We start from the raw sequence: 20,544 nt of genomic DNA, 5'->3' as shown, positions 1-20,544 counted from the left end.
GAACCCTCGTAAATTGGCAGAGGTATTATCAATAAACCCTCAATCTTACTGGGATTTATGCACCAGCTGCACCAGCGCCTGCTTCAGACTGTAAATCTATCGTCTGTTTGCGTTTCCAAGCAAAATGTAGGATATTTATCCCTAACTCTTGAGCGGTTCTTATGTCAGTTCGCGATCGCTGCAATTCTTCGTCTAAACCCCATAATCCGCCCAGATTGCCGATCGCCAGAATAATTCCCCCGCCAGATAAGAGTTGAATTCTGCTTCCATCCATTGTTGGCAATGCAGAAAATAGAAACGGCTTTATCCGCAAGGGATGGTCGCGACGGGCTTCTTGTAAAGACTTTAGTGGTGTCTGCAAATGTTGAGCTAGTGCCTGGACTGATTGAATCAGTTCTGTACTCTCAACAGAGGCATCGACCAGCAAAGTGCCCCCTGACTTTAGGTAGCTTGAAAGATTCGAGAACTGATGGTTGTTTAGCGATAAACCTTGATGCCCAGTCAGATATAGCAGCTCGTAGGGATGCAAATCTCCATCCCAAGTGACTCGATCGACGGTTTCTGCACCTTTTAAAGATGGATAGATATCTTCAACAGCGCGTAGTAAGTAGGTGAGATTGAAAAAATTTCGGCTACAGTCTTGATCATCAGAATTAATTTCAGCAATTTGAACCAAGCCTTGGGGTCTTGCCTGTGCTTGACGGCGATAGCGTAAATCTAAATCGCCGTATCCTGGAAAAAAGATATCGGCAGGTGTGCGGATCAATTCCTGCTGCGATCGTCGCAGTAGGACACGACAAAGCTCCACGTCTGAACGCTCAGGGGGACGGCTTCTCTCGTCAATTCTGAAGGTTTCTTGTACGACTTCCTGATCGGGGTTTCCCCCCAAGCGATCGGGATCTCGATACTGAGCAACCAAATAAACAGTAACAGGTTCCGACTCCTTCAACTCGGTTGCGATCCGAAAATTGATTTGATGAGGCACGACAATCAGATTCCCTTCTAAATCGATGGCAATTCCTGGCTGAATTTGCACCCAGCGATTGTCTCGATATTGAGCGGCAACTTCTTCTGGGGCTAGAATTACCCGTACTCCTAACCCGCAAACAATCCCTGGCTGATTAATTGACTGATAGTGAAGATTTTGGCGTTTGCGCTGATAGTCATGGGCGCGTTGCCAACGCTCGGCAGTTAGGAGCAAGCCATCTCTAATTTGTTGGCGCTGCATGGGGGCGATAGTAGGGTTTGGAAAAGGATGACCCACGAAAATATCTCCAATTCAATTGAATAAGTTTCAGGTGAATGCTCAGTAATGGTCTGTTTCTATCCGCAGGCTGTAGGAGCAGAATGCAGGTTTTTCCTGATCGATTATTCGCCGGACGAGCTGCTCATCGATTGGGCTGTTTGGCTGGGCGCGCAAGCGGACATCAAAGTGATAGGGCTTGCCACCGCCTATAACCGCATCTTCTCCCACGTAGGCTAATCCAAATACACATCCTTGACCAAAGGGTTCGGTAATGCTGATTGATTTATCTTCTTCCCGGTCAATTTGTTCATCGAGCGGTAAACCCGTATATAAATGTAAATAAAATCGAAGTCCCTTACGGGTTCCACGACAGCGATAAATTTCTACGGCACGTCGAATGAGCCGCCTTTGATGGGTTAAATCTAGCTGTGTATCAATTGACCAGTCCACCCAGTGAGCTAGAAACGGCAGGAGCGCCTGAGGTGCAGTTAACGGGTCTAGATGCGCCCACATTGAAGTGAAGCTATTCACTACCGGATCGAACGCTTGCTCAAAGATTTTGATGAAGCGATGAATGTAGTCAACTTCTTGATAGACTATCGGCAAAAAAGCAGTATAGTTGCTCCTTGGTCGAACATTTAGCTCAAAATTGGATTCTTGAATCGGATCTGGACTTGACCCTTGACTCAGGCTTTGGCTAGCATAAATCGACAGACAACCTCGAAAGTTGAGTTGGTTTCCCTTGCTTCCCTGAAGGGCATCTTCACCCTCAAAAAAATCGTTAGGAATCAGAAACCATAAGTCAGTATGTCTGCTTTTCTTGGCAGCCACTTCTAGCGTTACGAGGTTGATAGCAGCCTCCATTACAGTGCCTGACAGTTGTGCCACTGAGTTCTGCTCTGGGGCTATCCCGAATTCAGGGGCGCTCTCAGCATCCGTCTGGACTTGACACCATTCCAAAGGGAACGTCCCATCTAGCTTTAAGGTGAGGTGTTGAGGTTGAGACTCCCAGTTTTTAATCTCAAGGGCGACCCGACAAAGTTCTCCCGGATGAACCACAATTTCAGATTGCTGTTGCGAACCTTCTGTGGCTTCAGCTCCAAGCATCCGACTGCCTCCTTGGGAGGTGGTCGCAGAAATCTGCATAGGAGATATCTGAAGACTGGCTGATTTGGAGGTAAGTACTGGCACCATACCCTAAATCCTCATTGCAGATTGGTCTGTGAGAACATTCACACTATGTCCTGTGCGCGCCTGCGGATCTGCCCAGGAGCAGAGTAAACCCAAGGAGCCAGGATCTATGTAGTTTACAGGCGTTGTTTGTCGCTGCCAAGATTCCCCATTTTTTTGAATAGGAAACAGCAAGATAGCGCCCAAATATTGAATCCCTGCTATTTGCTGAAGGACAGCCATTATGTCTGATGGATACAGAGGGCGACCAAAGGGCCAGCCTGTCATCTCTACGCCGCCAGTTAAAGGATTGAGGTAGCGATAGAGGGCGACTTTGATTTTGTGGACAATCTCGGCTTGAGCGCTTGGGTTTTTATAGGCAGGCTCTAGGGTGACTTCGGCTTGAACCGATACGCCAACATAATTGGGCTGTTGTAGCTGCAACTGAATGCCTAGCAAACGTCTTTCGTCTAGATAGTGCAAGACTTGATCGCGCAGAGCCGAATTTAAATTGAAGTTGTTTGGAGCAATCCCGTGTCCTAAGTCAATCAGATCGGTATTGGCTTGAGGCACAACGCACACGCTGATGCTGCCGGCAGTTTGGCTGGCAGACATTGGTAAGCACAATGCGCGCGCGATCGCACCGCCGCTGCCTTTGAGAGTTAAGGCTTCAAAATCGGAAGCAGTAACGGCTCGATCGTGCGATCGCAGCATTTGAGGCGCTCTCAAGACGGCCTGATCGAGAGACTCGGCATTAGCACCGTTGACGGCAGCATGATAATTGGTCACGCGGTCTACATAAGGAATTGCCGTCTTCATAAAATTCAGCGTGTTCATCTGCACGTTTCCCTGTTTACCGCCCCCGGTACGATAGGTAAACATAATTTCAGCACCACGGGGAGGAATTGCACCATACTGTTGCTCAATCATTTCAGCCTGAAGGTCTCGACTAGGCGATCGATCTGCTGGCAGCACCTGCTGGAGATAAGCGCGAGTTTGCGTTTGCTTCTTAAGCGTTTGAGGTTCGCGAATCAATGGCCCAAACTGAATAGTGCCTGCCAATGTATCAACTACATAATGCCGATCCTGGGGTTTTGATTCAGCAAAGTCTTCAACCTCCTGCCAGATTTCGGGGGGCTTCCCAAGAGGAAGAACAAGCAGTTGCTCCTCTCCCCGGCGCTCCAGAATAGGCGCAGTCTCAACTTCAAAGCTCTGCCCCGGCTTTCCGTTGCTGATACCTAATATTTCCTCTTGGATCAGAACGCATTGACTAGCCTGCACCGATCCGCCAATAGCATGCATCGCAATTGTTTTAATTCGAGGAGAATTTGAATATCCCGGCTGGCGTGCGCCAGATTCAATCAGGGTGCAGCGAATCCAACGACCTCGGTAGGCATCAAAACTGGATGTAGGCCAGCGTTCGGGTAGATGTAGAATCACATTACCGCTCTGCTGTGAGCGATCGCCATTTCTTGTATTCTCGTTAAAGCTAAAGCCATTGGTGGTGTCGTCTGCTTCCTGCAAGAGTACCTTTATCCATGACTCGCCGTCCCAGGCTTCCCAACTGCGGGGAGGATGGTTCGGATCGATGCCTGTAGGCGTACCTTGCGCTCCTGTGAAGGCGATCGCCAACACATTTCCTTCCAAAGGGGTATCAGGCTCAATCACGAGATAAAAGCTATTGCCAGACTGCGGCTTTTGCGGAAATAGTTTGAATTCGTGATTCACTGCAAGACCGTCATGTTGATGATGCCATTCCCCGGTGTGGTCACGGAGCGATTGAGGAGTATTACCCGCCTCTGGTCCAGACAATATATGTTTTAAGGTCGGTTGAGCGATTAACAGGTCTCGATCGGTGGTAAAAATAATGGCTTCTTGAGTTTCAGTGCGCTCTGTTGCAACCTCTGTTCCGCGTGGAATGGTGTAGTTTTCTAGTAAATGAGTGCTGAGGTAGAAAGTCAGCCTAACTTGAGCTGGAGTCGGTGGCTGTAAACGGATTCCCAATAGTTCTAGAAAGGCTATATAGTTTTTACGGGGAACCTGATTGAATCGCATCAGCATCTGGTCGGTGAGCCAAGCAAATAGCTCGACTAAGGTAATGCCAGGATCGCTGAGATTGTGATCTGTCCACTCTGGACAATAGCGGGGAATACGCAGTAGGCATTCTTCTACTAAATCGTCAAAGTTGCGATCGTCCAACCGAGAACTGGGAAGCCGAGGTAAAAAGTCAAAATTCACGATTACTCCACCTCTGAAACTAAATAAAACGGGTAGACAAAACTGTAGGGGTCGGGATGAGATTTGAGGCGATAGTCAATGAGAATATTGACGCGCCCAGTAATTGTGTCGGGATCTGCGCGAACTTCATCAATATCAATTCGAGGCTCCCATTTTTGTAATGCTTCCAGTACGTAGAGCCGAATTCTTAGTAAAGTGTCCTTGTTTAAGGGAGCAAAAGCTAGTTCTGATAAGCGACAGCCAAAATCAGGGCGGTAGACACGTTCGCCTAAATCGGTACGCAAAATTAACCAGATTGATTCTTTAACCTTCTGAGCTTCAGAACTCAGCTTGAGTCCTCCCTGCACATTGGTCTGCAATGGGAAAGATAAGCCCGTCCCTAAATACTTCTGTGGCTGCTCATGCATTAGATTCGCCATGCTGATTAGCTCTAAATTCGGGTACAAGATTTAGGATATCTTGCAATTGAAAAGTCTCTATCAGCCAAAGGTATAAACGATTGGAAGATATCAAAGCCTCGTGATTTCATTCCGTAGTACAACCAAAAATTTGATGATAATAAACAAGAAATATTAAATAAATCTATCTCAAAGTCGGAAGTAAATTGTTTGTCAAGGAGTTACTTGATTATTTTAAAAGAGTTGCCTGCTTTTTAAGCTTAACGTTTGGAGTTTATGACCGCCATATTATATAACCTATCCCAGACAATGACAGCCAGATGGGTTCTGAAATACACAATTTTTTAGGCAAATATTTATATTCCGTCTTCAGACCTTTGTCTGATACACCTTGATGATGAAAACCAATAAGATAGGGCATATAGACGAAGAAGAATTTGTCAAAAAATCTAGCATAAATTTTAAATTAGTCTACCCCAGAAAAGCATCTACACATAGAAACAGAAAGCTCAATCACTAATACATCGAGGATATTATGGGCAATTGTATGTCTAGTCGCGAAAAGAAAAAAAGCGATAGAGGAAAAGCAAGCGAACAAGAAATAGAACTTCAAAATCGCCAGCAAACTGGAGATATTCAGGGGAGAAGTGGAGATACTCAGAGAAAAAATTCAAATATTCGGGATAGTAACATCCTCCTTACCGCATCTCCAGGTCCTTCAAACCAACAAACCCAAACGACTCAACAAAAGGATAAGAGTAAGGGTAAGGATAAACAACTGGAAGTCCCCATAACAGAGGTGGAAGGAAAAGATTTTAATAAATATATGACGTTAGAGTCTATAGACGCACGCTCCACTCCCGTAGACCAAAAACATGAATTAGGACACACATTTGCTGCTAGGTTCGTATTGCAAAATACCACATCAGAGAAGCTGCTATTTACTAGTCCCCCCCTACTAGAGTGGAATGAGATCATAAGCCAAAAAGAAAATAAAAATGGTACAGAAGGAATATTAGAAACAAAACCAAAAACAAACCAATATGCACTGAACCCAAATTCGCATACATTTAGTAACTGGCATGAACAGTGGAAAATTCCGGTCGAAGCAAAAGGGACCAAGGAAATATACATACAAGATGTACCAAGAGTAAGAAATATCGAAGATCAAAACCGAACGATTTTTAGAAGTGTAGAATTTGATATCGGGGTCGCAGGAAGCTCCAAAAGAGTGAAAGCAATTCAGCGTGTTGAGGCGATCAATGGAAGAAAAGAACAGTTGAGCCTTGACATAAACTAAGCGAGTATGTCAAGGCTCTTACGCAGTGTGCTATGCGATTGCTAACACACCCGGCAAACGGGGCTATAAATTAGTTTACGTCAAGGAAAAAAGATTACATTGGGAGCCTGTCTTCATTGGTGTTTAGACTAAGAAATGACAAAACGACCCAGCACTGCTGAGTTGAGGCTCTCAAAATGTATATAGTTAGAAGTCGAAGACTTAAGCTGATTTTGACAGTTGCTTCTTTCGTTATGGCTTTAATTTAAATAATTCTGTTTGAAGTCTTGTCAAGGAATGGAATAACCCTGCTTATAGAACTAAGTCTACTGACATTTCATAATCTACTTAGCTAGCATGAAGTTAATTGAAGTCACTTTCTAATATCGTTTCAACTATGAGGTGAAAATCATGGAATCAATTGGATACTTTTTTGGTAGAGTTTTTGGGGGATTTATTGATAGGCTATCCGATCAGATGAGATACAAGATAACCGATATTGCTGAATCTAAGATAAGAGAAACAGTTGAGAAACCATTTAATAAAAGTGCAACAAACAGCCAGCAAACAATAACTGATCGTCAAGATCAAAATGCTAAATCTTGATTGAGAGTAAGCTAATCTTTTGGAGAATGACAAAGTTTCTCTAACCAAAAGGAAAACTCTTTGGCGTAAAGTACAGTTAAATTTCTCAATACCGTTAGTTTTACCACTGGTTTTGCCAACAGCTTTTTGGATTACGAAATTATTTCAAAGAACAGAGCGATCGCTTAAAAGTTAGGAAATATATTAGTTCAGCATATAGTTATTGTACAGATTCTTAATGGCTTTAATTTAAATGGAATAACCCTGCTTATAGACATAAGTCTACTGACATTTCATAGTTTGCTGAACTAGTATGAATTTAATTGAAGCTACTTTCTAATATCGTTTCAACTATAAGGTGAAAATCATGGAATCTATTGGATACTTTTTTAGTAAAATTTTTGGTGGACTTATTGATAGGCTATCTGATCAAATGAGATACAAGATAACCGATATTGCTGAATCCAAAATTAGAGAAACAGTTGAAAAACCATTTAACCAAAGTACAACAAACAACCAGCAAACAACAAATGAGCGTCAAGATAAAAATACCAAATCTTAATTGAGAGCATGTCACTTCCTTAAAAGAAAACTAGAGCAATGGAAACTGTCTATTAGTCCTAAATAGGTAAGGATAGATAGCTCGAAATCCGTAGCAACTCATTATAGCGATGGATGAAATACTAAATAGCTACGATATGGTTTTCTAACTTTTTGGATAATCACAAAGTTTCTCTAATCAAACGTGAAACTCTGTGACGTAAAGTACAGTTAAATCTCTCAATGCCGTTAGTTTTACCACTGGTTTTGCTAACGGCTTTTTGGATTACGAAATTGTAGCAAAAAACAAAGCGATCGCTCTGTTATTTGCTGTCTAATAATATTTTAAGCACCCTGGTTTCTATTTTATCTAAAAAGAAAGTTACAAAACTAATATTCTCACTCTAGATTCACTTAATAACCAAAAAAAGATGAATCTCATGTATTGCAATTTAAATTGAAGTATGGTTCAATTCAACTTGCAAACAAATCAACCGCTCCTGACCTAGTTGTAATTTATCTCCATGACTCAATGGATGGGGTGCTCCACGAGGTAATAATTTATCATTTAGGTAGCTACCGTTTAGGCTATCATCAACAATCATGTAAGCTTGTCGAGCAAGATCCCAGTAGAGATGAGCATGGGTGCGAGAGACGATACCTGCATGGGGTAGTCCTGTTAAATCGATTTCAGGGCGCATTCCGTTAGAGAGATTTTGACGGCCTATCACGCCAGACTCCCTAAGTAATAGAAAACTTTGTTCGCTGGGATGAAGCAACTTCAACTGAGGACGCTCCTGATTATTGATTGTTGATGAGAACTGGGGCAAAGGAGCCGAGGTTTGAGCATAGCGGGCTGCCGAGGCTACCATAGCAGGGGGTGGTTGTACTGCCTGTGCTAAAGAAGTACCGCACATTGGGCAGATATTAGCGTTGTGTGGCAGTACCTGATTAAAGAAAGAGCAGCTTGGCTCTGGACAACGATGAGTTTGGATTGCCATAGTAATTGCACTCCCTAACGATTCAGAATAGATGGCGATAATGTGTAGTTTTTAGGTGCAGTTTGCAGCGGCACAAGACCTGCTTGCTGAAGGAGATACTGCCCATCTTGAGTTTTGAGAAAATTAGCGAAGAGTGGTCCTGATACATTCCCAGGCAAATTATTATCTCTAGGATACGCAATAATCAACGGCACGCTGAGTGGATAAGTTGCTGTATGAAAAGCTGATATATTAAGTAAGGGCTTTTTCTCCAGACAGAGATTGTCTGATGGAGAAATAGGTTGCATTGTGCCGTTGGTGGTCTCTCTCAACAGAGGCTGTACTGGGTCTAGATTTTCTTGGGCAATAGCTAGGGGGTAAATCTTGCATTGATCCCAAGTTTGGGTCAATAGTCCGAAACTAATTGAGCCAGCTTCAGTTTTTTGCGCCTGTTTTTCTCCAACTGCAATCGAGCGCAAGGTATTAAAAGTTGAACGTTGCTCAATCTTGTTAAATTGGGCAATCAGACTCGGATCGTTGCCTAAAACTTTTTGTTGGAACAGGCGTAATGCTTCAGGTTCCATCGGTCGATAGGGTTTGATCGGCAGGTCAGGAAAATCTGAACCTAGTTGCTTCCAGTTGGTAAGTTGCCCTGTAAAAATTTGCTGCAATTGGGCAAGACTAATCTTGCCTCGCAATGCACTTGGTAGATTTTGACTTTTATAAGCAGGTACATAGACTAAAAGACCATCGTAGGCGATCGTTTCTGGAATTAACCCTTCGGGTAGTTGGGTTGATAAACTAGCGATCGCAAAATTTGCCTTGGCGTTCGCTTCGAGAACTTCATTGAGGGGAGACTGTTGAGGGGCATAAGTTCGGTAGTTAAAAATAGCTGCTATATCCAACTTGGGCTGGGTCAGCAACGCTCTAATTTTGCGATCGCTGGCGGGCTTCTTGTCCAAAACTATTGTCCAAGTTCCCAGCGCTTCTCCGGTATAGGGATACTGTCCCGGCTGAATACCATTAACATCTGCAAACGATGGCAAAAGATGCTTAAAGTTAGTTGTCTCTGCATTAGAATTTGACATGAATCGGGGCAATAGCAACCACAATAGCCCTCCCAATAGAGGCAAAGCCAGTAAACTCAAAAGCCAATACTTTCGATTCGCTTTTGCTGGAGACTCTGGGCTAAGATTTCCCTGAAAACCAGCAGCTGTTTTCGGTTGAGGCAGTTTAATCAAAGCCTGACGCGCCTCTGCCGCAGAGTTGAAAGGAGTTTCTAACCCTAGTAAACGAAGCAGAAAATCTCTCAGAGGCGGATCGTCCTGGGGCCAATGTTGAGCCTCGCGCGGATTTAGCGGTGCGTCAGAACCAGAGTGAATCTCTTGAGCCGTCCAGAGAGCAAACGCGACCGAGCCAAGATCGATTAAGTCTTGTTCCGGTAACACCACCTGGCGCGGGGCAGGGACAAAAAGCTGCTCCCAGGATGCCAGATCGCAGACATAAACGTAGCCGCTATCACTGATGAGCAAGCTCTCAAGCCCCAAGTTGCCGTGGGCAGTTCCTGAACCTATTGCAACAGATGCAAAACTCGATGGCTGACTATGGAGGAAATGTAGCGACTGGAGCATTTGATTTAGGACTTGTCGCACTTGTGATGCAGAAAAGGCTCCTGTCTCTCTCAAAGTCTGCTTCAGAGTAGGAAGTGCCGCAATTTCGCCTGAAAAAATAAGATAGACGCGATCGCTCGATGGATCTGCAATGGTTTCTGATGGACTAACCAACCGAAACTCCCGACCTTTCGGGGTGGTCAAATTGCCCTTTGCCACTTGACTCAAGGCTGTTCTGCGCTGTTGTGCTTCCACAGCATTAAAATATTGCTTAGGTAGTAAATACTCTTTCACCACAACGGATTGACCATTGCTGGTCTGAGTTCCTCTGTAAAGCCGTCCCATTCCCTGAGACCTAAGTATTTCAGAAATGCGATAGGTGCCTAAGCTGCCCCGGAGTTCAGTCTGAACTGGCAATGTAGTAGGGAATCCGCATTCCAGACAAAACTTAGCACCCGGTATCTTCTCAGAAGTTTCTATCGGCTTTCGACACCCCAGAGGCGCATTTTGGGTACATCGATAGAATTTAGCTAGCGCATTAGAATCAACAATAGGCATAGAATCTTCTCGGTAGTTAAGGTTAAACCAAAATGATTGAACCCAATTACGACTGAACCAGATTCATCTTGATGGCTGCTACAATAGCTTGTGTCCGACTTGTTACCTGTAGCTTCAGAAAAATATTAGTGAGATGAGTCTTAACAGTAGACACTGAAATGTAGAGTTGCTTCCCAACTTCTTCGTTTGAGGCTCCTTGAACGAGCCAATATAGAACATCGCGTTCTCTCTCGGACAGGTTGCAGGGCTGACCAATCTGTGAGGGTAATGAGGCTTGGGTTTTTTGGAATTTTCTAAAGAAGCCAGTGGCAACTTCAGGTGGTAAATAGATTTGGTTCTGCATAATAGTGGCGATCGCATCTAGCAACTGCTCTGAAACCTGACCCTTAAATACGTAGCCATCCGCCCCCGACTGCATAGCCTGATAAATCCAGTAGTCTTCTTGATGACCTGATAGAACAAGGGTTTTACTCGATGCATTGCTGTCTTGGAGCTGCTGTAATAGGGAAAGGCCATCTCCCTCAATTAATTCCATGTCAATCAGAATTAGGTCGGGAGTATGCTGCTCAGTAAGGGATAAAGCCAGAGCCGGACGGTTCGCTTCCCCAATTACTTTAATGGCTCGATCCTGAATCTGGGAGAAGCTTAGGAGGGTTCTGATTCCAGCCCGAAATTGATCATCGTCATCGACTAAAAGCGTCGATAGGGTTTTGGTGTGTTCTACTTGGGTTAACATGCGGCGTTGTCCTCTGATAAGTCAATGGATGGAATAAATCGAGGTAAGCTTATCGAAAATTCTGCACCTTTTTTGGGTGCATTTCTGGCCCATAGTTTCCCTCCGTGGTCGAGTACAACTTTTTGGGCAATGGCTAATCCTAAACCTGTTCCCTGCGAACGGCGGGTATAGAAAGGCTTAAACAGCTTCTGTAAATCTTCGGAGGAAAGACCAGGGCCTTCATCTCTCAAGGTCAGTAAAACATCGCCCTGCTGCTCTTGCCAATCAATGAAAATTTTTGCACCTTGGGGACTAAAATGAATGGCGTTACTCAATAAATTGCTGATAGCCTGTTTGATTTGAAGTGGATCGAGTTTTAAAATAAGTGTGCGATCGCTGCAACAAACCTGAATATCTTTCTCCGAAATCCAGCCTTGAAATTCTTCCAGTGTTTTATGGACAAGACTACGGATATCTTGCGGTACAATCTGTAATTTTTTACTACTTGCACACTGCACGATCTCAGTGAGAGTTTGATTTAAGCCGTGAGCAGTCTTGCAAATGACTGAAGCTTGTTCTTGCTCCTTACTCGGAGCCAGAAGATGACTAAGGTTATGGGCATAGAGACTAATTAAACCCAAAGGATGACGTAACTGATGCCCCACTCGTTGAACAAGATGCTCTAAAATTTGAATTTTCTGGCGGTGTTGCCAGTTTTGTTGATGTTCGTCTAAATATTCACCGATACTAGCAGCCGTTCGCTTAATGAATTGCCGTTGAGTATGAGACAAAGGCCCCTTGGCAAATAATAGTAAGTATTGATTAGGCTGACTTGATTCACCAAAATTACAATAATAGAAGCCTTTTTCTATTGTCTCTGCATCAATCGGCTTTAACGCTAGAGCGGATGAAACATTTGCTAACCAACTTTCGGTCTGTAAGTAAGCTAGGGTTTCTTTGGCAAAAGAAAAAGGCATTTGAGAGGTTTCAATAACTTGTTGGCGATCGGACATCTGCGGATCTTGATAAACCACTCTCGTCCATTGAATCTGCGATTGAGCTGCCAGTTGCTCGATCTGTAGCTGCAAAAAATGCTTTAGTTTTCGGGTGTAATACTGGGGAGTCCCCTTTTCTGACTGAGGACTCAGATTTTTTAAGAGTTTAAGACCTATGCCTGGATTATCTGTGAGACTATCCATACTTTCCTCCAAATTATATGCTCTACTTCTGGTTCTGTTGCAAAAAAGTTGTGTCGCAAAGAGTGAATCAGATGGTAAGATAGGAAAGCCTTGTTGTTGACGATCGACTTTCCATAGGGAGCAGTGCGATTTTGTGAGGTTCTAAAAATTAGGGGTATAAATCACCTATTTAATAATATGTAAACGTAGCCCGCACTTCGGCTCCTTTCGACTTACTTCGACTACGCTCAGTACAAGTCGCTCAAGGCAAGTCGCTCAGTGACCGCCGCAGAGATCGCAGCGATATAGCTGTTTTTATTGAGAATCTAACTTTGTAACTAAAAATTAAAACCCGATCTAACAAAATCGCATTGTTCCTTTAATCATTTGGGCGTTTTCAAGATTTCTTACTTGGAGTTGGTAAAGTAAGAAATTCAGTGAATGCAGTCAGTTTATGTTGTGACTGACAATTATGACTTCAAGCGATGTCGGCTCAATTCCGTAATTATGTTGAAAATTTTGCACCCACTAAAAGAAGCTACGGTAGATCCCTTGTGGGGGGACATTCCAAAGCTTGGTTTTTCATAGCAGTAGCCAAAGCAGAGAATTATAATCACCACGGGTGTGGCTACATACTTGTAGGTGACGGAATGCTCAGAGAGCAAGCCTGTCAACCAGGCAAGACGATAACCCAACTCACATAAGCAGTAAAACATAACCTTTAATCATTTCATATTAATTTGACGCACTTATGACAAACTTATAACAAAAGTATGACCAGAGATTTTTACTAAACAGCTTGTTTAAAATCAGGAAATGAAATAAACTTATCCAAATGAATATTGGTCATAAAATTTTGACAATAGATAGTTATTAGCGATTTTTGTGAGCAAGCATAACTAACGACTTAAAGCCCAAGCCTAACTTACGCTTCTGTATCACTCATTGGGATAACTGAAATCAGAATATGCAGCCTTTGAGATGATTATTGGTATTTAGACTAAAAAATGGCAAAACGGCCCAGAGTGAATTAGACAGAAGTCGGATCTATTCCAATCAAAGTTGTTATTCAATATTAAAACAGCCCAAATATTTCTCTTTACTATGCTTGCCAGCTCAATTATCGATGCTAGCTTGACCGCGCAAAATATAGCCTTTCGCCCCGGTGGGCCACCGATTTCTTTTGGTGTCTCGGTGATCAACCGCAGCAATCAGTTTGCGTCGTTTCAACTTGAAATTAAAGCGGCGGGAGCAGGCGAGCAGAGTAACTGGTATCACCTTTCTCCAGATGTATCTACAGCTAAATCACCGGGCGATCGCACTGATTTTCAAGTTGAGATTTTAGACTCTCCCCTCCCTGATTTCGTCGGGATCATCAATCTAACGGTGCGGGTTTTTTCGCCCCAGCTCTCTGAAGAACGACGATTAGTTTTGCGATTAACCTTAGAACCTAGCGGTAAATCAAATCTACTGCGGATCGGACTACCTACCAAGCGGTTTCAAGTTTATCCTCGTAACGTCGTGGATATTCCCGTAACTGTCAAGAATATAGGGTCGCAGTCTTCAGAAGTGCGCTTGCAGTGTGCAGAACTTGAGTCTTCCTGGCTAGTTGGTAGCTCTGAACGATATATAGAAATTCCAGCAAATGGAGAGACAACAGCAATTTTCCAATGTCAGCCCCCTAGAGCAGATCGAGTTCCGAGTCGCGATTATCCCTTTATCATAATTGCCAAAAGTCATCTGGGTTCTCCCGTTGAAGCACAAGGGATTTTAGAAGTTCTGCCCGTTGGCTTCATGGAGTTTGAAGTCCAGCCTCAGCAGCAGTGTATCCCGGCTAAAAGACCCTGGCTCCCCAATTGGCGATCGCGTAGCAGTACCTTTCAATTGATGTTTAAGAACAATAGTAATCTGTTGCAAACGCTCGATCTTGAAGTACGAGGCCAAGACGCGAAACGATGCCAAATTGAGGTTAGTCCAGAAAAACCCGTTCTGCCATTGGGAGAAATAACTTCTACAAACCTAACCCTCTCTCCCCGTCGTCCCTGGATCGGCTGGTCACGAAAACTCAAGTTTGAACTCAAGCCTTGGCTATCAGACCCAAGATTAGGGAGTAGCGATCCAGCAACCCAGATTTTGTTCTTAAAGGTTTTCCCAATTGTACCTCTATGGTTATTAGTGGCATTGCTCTTAACAATTGCAGCTGCTGTGTTTAGACCAACGCCCATCACTCATCTGGCTGGCGTTAATGCCGTGCGACTCAGTGGGACGAGTGGCAGATCGCCGCTGGTAATGAGTGTCTCAGACGACTGTTCAATTCGCACTTGGGGCGTGACAGATTGGGGAAGGCTAACCGCTCAGGGTAACTTGAGCAAGGGGACGTTAGCCAAAACCTGTACTGATGCTCAACCTAACTCTTCCAAGGGACTTCTCGCGATTACTCAGCAAGCAATCCGATCGCTAGCATTAATTCCGGTAAAAAATAATCAGGTTTTTGCCGGTCTAGAGAATGGAACCGTTCAGGTCTGGGATATCAACACTGGGAAGGGACTCTATACGCTCAAAGACCCCAAAGACCAGACAAGCGATCGCATTCTGGACTTGATGTTTACTCGCAACTCTCTGACGCTATACACCAGCTATGGGAGCGGAACCATTCGGAGTTGGCAAAGGCCGAGAGATGTCCGTTTTGACTCAAAGCCTGCCAAGGTTTTGAAGGTGCCCGATCGCTTCGCATATCAAGCCTGGTCTTTAGCACTCAGTCCAGATGAAAAGATCCTTGTGAGTGCCGGACAATTTAAACGGCTTGTCTTGTGGGATGTCGCAAACTCGCAACCTTGGCAGCTAAGGCTTTCAGAGAATGCTCAAAATCGCGGAGAAAACGACTTTTTCTGGGATGTCAACTTTGCGCCCAATACTTCCATCCTAGCAGCCTCTGATTCTGATGGTTACGTTACTCTTTGGGACTTAAGCAAATGTCAGAAAGCAGCGCCAAAGGGGTCGCCTAAAGAACAACTTCCTCAGCAAAGCTGCGAACAACGGGCAAGGTGGCAGGTTTCAAAAACATCGGTTCGCAGCATTCTATTTACTCCAGATCAACGATGGCTTGTGAGTGCAGGCGATGATGGTCAGATATTGGCCTGGCGTCTAACCGCAAAGGTCACTCCCGATCTGACCCAAAAACCGAAGCAGATCGCAACCCTGCCCAGCAGGATTACTTCCTTAGACTTGATTGCTAAAGAGCAGGGGGTTTGGATTGCCAGTGGCTCCGATGATGCACAAGTTCGCCTCTATCGCTTTAACCCAGATGAATAAAAGTTGCTGACAAAAATAGTCTAGTGCGATGATTGATAAATATCCTCAAAATCTTATAGTGTCCTGCTTACCGCTGAGTATGCTTTTATTACTCAGCAGCATAACTTCTAATCCACTGAAAGCTCAGGCTGTTGATACTACACAATTACCAACTGGTAATTCTATCCGATCACAACAAATTCCACGACCACAGGATGTCCAACCACCCTTACCTACGCCACTTCCCTCACCTGAAGTGCCACAGCCACTCCCCCCACCAGCAGAAATATTGCCACCCTCTGTCCCAACTCCCACACCTGATGAACCACCCTCTAGCAACTTTCCTCAAACTATTGTTGTTGAACGCTTTGAAGTTGTTGGTAGCACAGTTTTCAGTGCCCAAGAGTTAGCCCTCGCCACTGCTGAATTTACTAAACGACCGATCTCACTGTCTGAAGTCTATCAAGCACGTTCTAAAATCACTGATTTATACGTTAAAAATGGTTACATTACTTCTGGTGCCTATATTCCACCTCAAACAATCCAATCCGGTGTGATCAAAATTCAGGTGGTCGAAGGTAAATTAGAAGATATCCAGGTAACTGGAACTCGGCGGCTGAATCGGAATTATGTTCGCAGCCGATTAGCAATAGCAACATCACCACCTCTGAATCGCCAGCGTCTATTAGAAGCCCTGCAACTTTTGCAACTTAATCCTTTGATTCAAAACGTGACTGCTGAACTCTCAGCAGGATCAGGGACGGGTACGAGTCTTTTAGAAGTTAAAGTCAGCGAGGCAAAAACCTTTAGTAGTCAAATAATTCTTGATAATGGGCGATCGCCTAGTGTTGGCAGTTTTCGACGCGGATTAAGATTGAATGAAGCCAACTTACTCGGATTGGGAGATAATCTGAATCTAGGCTACACCAATACTGATGGTAGCAACTCTTTTGATGCCAGTTACACATTGCCTCTCAATCCCCGCAACGGGACATTTACCTTCAACTATGGCACTACGTCAAGTAATGTCATTGAACCTGATTTCAAATTTTTAGATATCGAATCGGCATCTCGCTACTACGAATTGACATTCCGCCAGCCTATAGTCCAAACTCCCACACAAGAATTCGCTCTGGGGTTAACAGCTTCCCGACGCGAAAGTGATATCTCATGGATACTAGACAGAGGCAGGGTTCCCGCTCCGCAACTTTCGCCTGGTGCTGATGAACAGGGACGAACTAGGGTATCTGCCTTGCGATTTTTTCAAGAATGGACGAGTCGTAACAGTCGTGAAGTCATCGCCCTACGCTCTCAATTCAGTCTGGGGATAGATGCGTTGAATGCCACGGTTAATCAAGATACTCCTGATAGCCGTTTCTTTGCTTGGCAAGGGCAAGCGCAGTGGGCACGCCTTTTAGCTCCTCAAACCTTATTATTACTTCGTTTAAATACGCAACTCGCATCCAGAACACTTTTACCTTTAGAGCAATTTGGCTTAGGTGGACAGGATAGCGTTCGAGGCTACCGTCAAGATTACCTGCTGACAGATAACGGTACTTTTGTTTCTGCAGAAGTTCAAGTACCAATTCTGCGCTTACCCCAGATAGATAGTACGTTACAGGTTGTCCCGTTTGTAGATTTTGGTGTTGGCTGGAATAGTTCTGGTAAAGAGAACCCCGACCCTAATACTCTAGCTGCTGTTGGTCTGGGGTTGCGTTGGTCACAGGGCGATCGCTTCACCGTTCGTCTTGACTGGGGCATTCCTTTAATATCTGTTAACTCAAATGATCAGAGAACATTACAAGAAAACGGTCTGTATTTTAGTTTACTCTATAATCCTTTTTAAAATAAAGGAAGAAAGAGCTATCTGAATGTTAAACAGCAAGAAGAAATATTAAGTTGGTTGCAAACGAAAGATAGTTGGGAGCTTGGCGAACTTGAGTATAAATTAGCATTTAAATATGATGTAACTTCCGAGTCAAAACGGAGCTATTATAACTTGTTTGATGCGACAGGAATTAATTGGAAGAAAACCACGCTTGTTGAATCCAAAAGCTGAGTTTACCACAACGACAACCATTTTTTCTAATTTTGGTAAAGCTGCATTCTGGACATTTTATTTTTTTATTGTGCAACATTTACCATTACATTTGGGCAACGCCATAGTCCTTTACTGAAGATGCTGTAGAGATGTTGAATCTTATAACACCACTCAAAGTTATACTGAATCCTCCCACCCGCCTAGAGGGTTTCCCAGGGGAGAGTGTTACCCTTGACATCAGTCTGATTAATCAAGGCGAGCAAGGAGCCGCAATTGATGTGTTTCTCGATCCCATGACTCAGACCCTGCTGACATGGTGTCCATCTGTAAGAAAGCGGGTCGCTCTCGACTCCCAACAGGCTTGTGAAGTTAGCCTGGTCTTTGAAATTCCCTCAGACGCTCTACCAGGAAGTTATCCCTACACGGTAGTAGTAGATGCCCCAGAGCATTATCCAGAAGAGACTCCGATTCATTACCCAGCTAGTCTTGAAGTTCTAATCAAAGAGCAGACTGTTATAAGGTCACAAAACCTTACCTTTTCACTTAGCCCAGCAACTAGTCCCGTTCAGCCCTTACTAGTTCAGCCCAACCAGCACCAGACACTATCAGTAATCGTGAACAACCACTCCAGTCGAGTGGATCGGTTTCGGCTCCATTGTCTTGACTTGGATAAAACGTGGTTCACGATTCAATATCCTTACAACAAACTGAGTGAGTTAGGCGTCGTTTCCAGTACCGATGGTTTGGAGCTTAATCCTGGAGGTCAAGGCGAAATCATCATTAAGTTCCATTATCCAATAGACATGCCTGCTGGTCACTATTCACCGACTCTACAGCTCATTTCTGATAATGCCCCAGAGCAGGTCTTTTTGGATCTGGTGTATTTAGAAGTAAAGCCAAAACTTCACCTGAGTGTTGAACTGGAGACTATTCTTGGAAAAGTCAGTCACAGTCCAGGCCAGTATCGGCTCACACTAACAAATCACGGAAATTCAATTCGAGAATTAGCCGTAAGTGCTAGTAGCCGAGATGAAACGGAGTTGTGCTACTATGTTTGCAGTCCGTCTTCTGTCAATTTGTTGATTGGCGAAACAGCAACGATTAGTCTGACCATTTATCCCAAACAGAAATGGCGACGTCCCCTCTTTGGGTATGGCTTAGAGCTACCATTTCAAATCAATCTTCAAGATATTCAAGCATTACCAACGCCAGAAAAGTTACCGATAGGGTTATTAGTGTGGAAAGCACGCCCTTGGTGGCAATTTCTGCTGTTGCTGCTGGCAGGGGTTGGTGCATTGTCGGGACTCGGCTTTTTGATTTGGTTTGTGTTCTTTAAACCCGCTCCAGAGCCAATCCTGGCAGAATTCAAACCGGATAGCACTAGCTATACGGAGGGAGGCAGGGTACGCCTAAACTGGACGATTTCTAATTCAGATCGGCTCGAACATCTGGTGATTTCTTCAACCAAAGATCAAACTGCGAACAGTCCCCAAGTTTACGACTTTCGTCAAGGCTTACCGACAGAACTGAACCGTTATTGCCAAATTCGCGATCGCAATTTAACCTGCACCAACGTCGATACAGGTGCCCGACTGGCGGGAAAATACACCTTCCAACTTCAGATTAAGGCAAAATCAGCAGAAAACCCTATTCAGCAGAAACTTGATGTCGTAATTCAACCTAAGCCACTGCCACAGGTGGTAAGCATTGTAGCACGCCAGTCTGAACTCGAAAAAGGGAAACCCTTAACCCTTAGTTGGAACATCAATAACTTTAGCCAACTTGGTCAGCTTCAGGTTATGGGTCAACTTAAAGAGGGTAAACCAACGCTCTTCAAGACTTATGATTTTCAAAAACAAATTCCTCCAGAACTAACAAAGCAATGTCAACCTCCAGTCAACGAGACATTGAGTTGTACCAACGTGGATATAGGGCTTCCGGCTAAACCAGGCAATTATGCGATTAGCCTTCAACCTGTGTCTAGTGGAAGTCAAAAACAATCGCCACTCTCCAAAGCAATTCAAGTCCAGTTAAAGGCAACACCCCTGCAAATTATGGACTTTACACTCAATAATCAAAGTTCAGAGGCGAATCCCTCAATGTTCTTGAAAGTTGGACAAGTTGTGACTCTCAACTGGAAGGTACAGGGGGATGGTGTCAAGGTTAAACTCGAACCTTTAGGTGATGTCCCAGCCAGCGGTTCTAGGACATTGAAAGCGACCACAAGTCTCTCTGAAATTATCCTCACGGCTGAAACCGAACAAGGTCAATCAGTCAAACGTGCATTTTTGCTCCAAGTTGATACGCCAAAACCACTTCAGAAGCCGACTAATACCGATTCTCTAAAAGTAAAGCTACAGATGAAAAAGTAAAATTAGCGAGTTCAACACGAATTCTACTTGACCTAAAATATCACCTTTTTTGATGGCTGAAATTTGTCCTTCGCGGAGTATTGATTCGTATCAAAGAAAGTATTTCACGAACGAATAAGCTTTTTCTATCTAAAAAATTTTTGGACAAGCCACGCACCATCGCTGCATCCATGATGCTGTACGTTAAAATTCGCCGCCCCATAGCACTACCCTAATAAGGGTAAACGCAGCACGTCGTAGACATCGCCCAATCGATCCTCCGCCCACTGCTCAATACGTTAAAGCTTGAAATCTTTATCTGTCATAGCTTAGAGTTTTTCTTAATCCCATCCCCCACATAGTC

At 44.1% G+C, this 20,544-nt stretch carries 15 protein-coding genes and 3 pseudogenes; 8 read left to right on the top strand and 10 right to left on the bottom strand.

Features of this window, described 5'->3' with window-relative positions; all coding sequences use genetic code 11:
• Positions 1-55: 55 nt before the first annotated feature.
• Genes V7K60_RS18390 through V7K60_RS18375 form a run of 4 tightly spaced genes read right to left on the bottom strand, consistent with a single transcriptional unit; the run spans position 56 to position 5,073 of the window.
• Complete coding sequence (locus V7K60_RS18390) at positions 56-1,264, bottom strand: DUF4159 domain-containing protein (RefSeq protein ID WP_334927261.1); 1,209 nt, start codon at positions 1,262-1,264, stop codon at positions 56-58.
• 42 nt (positions 1,265-1,306) lie between these two features.
• On the bottom strand, positions 1,307-2,440 hold the full coding sequence (locus tag V7K60_RS18385; protein ID WP_334927260.1) for a phage tail protein: 1,134 nt from the start codon (positions 2,438-2,440) through the stop codon (positions 1,307-1,309).
• A gap of 3 nt (positions 2,441-2,443) precedes the next feature.
• Positions 2,444-4,654 carry a putative baseplate assembly protein gene (locus V7K60_RS18380; RefSeq protein WP_334927259.1) on the bottom strand — a complete coding sequence of 737 codons (2,211 nt, stop codon included), beginning with the start codon at positions 4,652-4,654 and terminating at the stop codon, positions 2,444-2,446.
• A 2-nt stretch (positions 4,655-4,656) separates the two neighbouring features.
• Positions 4,657-5,073 carry a GPW/gp25 family protein gene (locus V7K60_RS18375; protein ID WP_334927258.1) on the bottom strand — a complete coding sequence of 139 codons (417 nt, stop codon included), beginning with the start codon at positions 5,071-5,073 and terminating at the stop codon, positions 4,657-4,659.
• A 526-nt stretch (positions 5,074-5,599) separates the two neighbouring features.
• Between V7K60_RS18375 and V7K60_RS18370 the strand changes: the two genes are divergently transcribed.
• Complete coding sequence (locus V7K60_RS18370; protein ID WP_334927257.1) at positions 5,600-6,352, top strand: hypothetical protein; 753 nt, start codon at positions 5,600-5,602, stop codon at positions 6,350-6,352.
• Positions 6,353-6,742: 390 nt separating this feature from the next.
• Complete coding sequence (locus V7K60_RS18365; RefSeq protein ID WP_334927256.1) at positions 6,743-6,937, top strand: hypothetical protein; 195 nt, start codon at positions 6,743-6,745, stop codon at positions 6,935-6,937.
• 12 nt (positions 6,938-6,949) lie between these two features.
• On the opposite strand, the pseudogene V7K60_RS18360 reads toward V7K60_RS18365, so the two are convergent.
• Positions 6,950-7,057, bottom strand: a pseudogene (locus V7K60_RS18360) (IS1 family transposase); the annotation flags it as partial.
• 226 nt (positions 7,058-7,283) lie between these two features.
• On the opposite strand from V7K60_RS18360, the gene V7K60_RS18355 reads away from it, so the two are divergent.
• A complete protein-coding gene (locus V7K60_RS18355) occupies positions 7,284-7,478 on the top strand; it encodes a hypothetical protein (protein ID WP_334927255.1) in 195 nt (64 codons plus the stop codon).
• A 121-nt stretch (positions 7,479-7,599) separates the two neighbouring features.
• On the opposite strand, the pseudogene V7K60_RS18350 reads toward V7K60_RS18355, so the two are convergent.
• From V7K60_RS18350 to V7K60_RS18330, 5 genes and pseudogenes are all read right to left on the bottom strand, one after another.
• Positions 7,600-7,725: pseudogene (locus V7K60_RS18350) on the bottom strand (IS1 family transposase); the annotation flags it as partial.
• Positions 7,726-7,908: 183 nt separating this feature from the next.
• Complete coding sequence (locus V7K60_RS18345; protein WP_334927254.1) at positions 7,909-8,457, bottom strand: FHA domain-containing protein; 549 nt, start codon at positions 8,455-8,457, stop codon at positions 7,909-7,911.
• A 14-nt stretch (positions 8,458-8,471) separates the two neighbouring features.
• A complete protein-coding gene (locus V7K60_RS18340) occupies positions 8,472-10,604 on the bottom strand; it encodes a substrate-binding domain-containing protein (protein ID WP_334927253.1) in 2,133 nt (710 codons plus the stop codon).
• A gap of 46 nt (positions 10,605-10,650) precedes the next feature.
• Positions 10,651-11,340, bottom strand: a complete 690-nt coding sequence (locus tag V7K60_RS18335) for a response regulator transcription factor (RefSeq protein WP_334927252.1) — start codon at positions 11,338-11,340, stop codon at positions 10,651-10,653.
• Entirely contained in the window at positions 11,334-12,518 is a 1,185-nt protein-coding gene (locus V7K60_RS18330) for a sensor histidine kinase (protein WP_334927251.1), read from the bottom strand. The genes V7K60_RS18335 and V7K60_RS18330 overlap by 7 nt, the downstream gene beginning before the upstream one ends.
• Positions 12,519-12,982: 464 nt before the next feature.
• Here V7K60_RS18330 and V7K60_RS18325 point away from each other — a divergent pair, with 464 nt between their 5' ends.
• From V7K60_RS18325 to V7K60_RS18305, 5 genes and pseudogenes are all read left to right on the top strand, one after another.
• Positions 12,983-13,201: a hypothetical protein gene (locus V7K60_RS18325; protein WP_334927250.1), complete on the top strand. Its 219-nt coding sequence runs from the start codon at positions 12,983-12,985 to the stop codon at positions 13,199-13,201.
• 400 nt (positions 13,202-13,601) lie between these two features.
• Positions 13,602-15,809 (top strand): hypothetical protein, encoded by a 2,208-nt coding sequence (locus V7K60_RS18320; protein WP_334927249.1) that lies wholly within the window; start codon positions 13,602-13,604, stop codon positions 15,807-15,809.
• Between the two features lie 28 nt (positions 15,810-15,837).
• Entirely contained in the window at positions 15,838-17,634 is a 1,797-nt protein-coding gene (locus V7K60_RS18315; RefSeq protein ID WP_334927248.1) for a ShlB/FhaC/HecB family hemolysin secretion/activation protein, read from the top strand.
• A gap of 3 nt (positions 17,635-17,637) precedes the next feature.
• Positions 17,638-17,844, top strand: a pseudogene (locus V7K60_RS18310) (IS630 family transposase); the annotation flags it as partial.
• A gap of 134 nt (positions 17,845-17,978) precedes the next feature.
• A complete protein-coding gene (locus V7K60_RS18305; RefSeq protein ID WP_334927247.1) occupies positions 17,979-20,201 on the top strand; it encodes a COG1470 family protein in 2,223 nt (740 codons plus the stop codon).
• Positions 20,202-20,544: the final 343 nt, after the last annotated feature.

Source organism: Nostoc sp. (assembly GCF_036917555.1).
In the GTDB taxonomy this organism is placed as follows: domain Bacteria; phylum Cyanobacteriota; class Cyanobacteriia; order Cyanobacteriales; family Nostocaceae; genus Nostoc.
This window is presented reverse-complemented; position numbering and strand designations above follow the sequence as displayed.

Coding starts and splice junctions, on each gene's coding strand:
- V7K60_RS18385 (WP_334927260.1), bottom strand. CDS start 2,440: ATGGTGCCAGTACTTACCTCCAAATCAGCCAGTCTTCAGATATCTCCT.
- V7K60_RS18375 (WP_334927258.1), bottom strand. CDS start 5,073: ATGGCGAATCTAATGCATGAGCAGCCACAGAAGTATTTAGGGACGGGC.
- V7K60_RS18370 (WP_334927257.1), top strand. CDS start 5,600: ATGTCTAGTCGCGAAAAGAAAAAAAGCGATAGAGGAAAAGCAAGCGAA.
- V7K60_RS18365 (WP_334927256.1), top strand. CDS start 6,743: ATGGAATCAATTGGATACTTTTTTGGTAGAGTTTTTGGGGGATTTATT.
- V7K60_RS18355 (WP_334927255.1), top strand. CDS start 7,284: ATGGAATCTATTGGATACTTTTTTAGTAAAATTTTTGGTGGACTTATT.
- V7K60_RS18345 (WP_334927254.1), bottom strand. CDS start 8,457: ATGGCAATCCAAACTCATCGTTGTCCAGAGCCAAGCTGCTCTTTCTTT.
- V7K60_RS18340 (WP_334927253.1), bottom strand. CDS start 10,604: ATGCCTATTGTTGATTCTAATGCGCTAGCTAAATTCTATCGATGTACC.
- V7K60_RS18335 (WP_334927252.1), bottom strand. CDS start 11,340: ATGTTAACCCAAGTAGAACACACCAAAACCCTATCGACGCTTTTAGTC.
- V7K60_RS18330 (WP_334927251.1), bottom strand. CDS start 12,518: ATGGATAGTCTCACAGATAATCCAGGCATAGGTCTTAAACTCTTAAAA.
- V7K60_RS18325 (WP_334927250.1), top strand. CDS start 12,983: ATGTCGGCTCAATTCCGTAATTATGTTGAAAATTTTGCACCCACTAAA.
- V7K60_RS18320 (WP_334927249.1), top strand. CDS start 13,602: ATGCTTGCCAGCTCAATTATCGATGCTAGCTTGACCGCGCAAAATATA.
- V7K60_RS18315 (WP_334927248.1), top strand. CDS start 15,838: ATGATTGATAAATATCCTCAAAATCTTATAGTGTCCTGCTTACCGCTG.
- V7K60_RS18305 (WP_334927247.1), top strand. CDS start 17,979: ATGTTGAATCTTATAACACCACTCAAAGTTATACTGAATCCTCCCACC.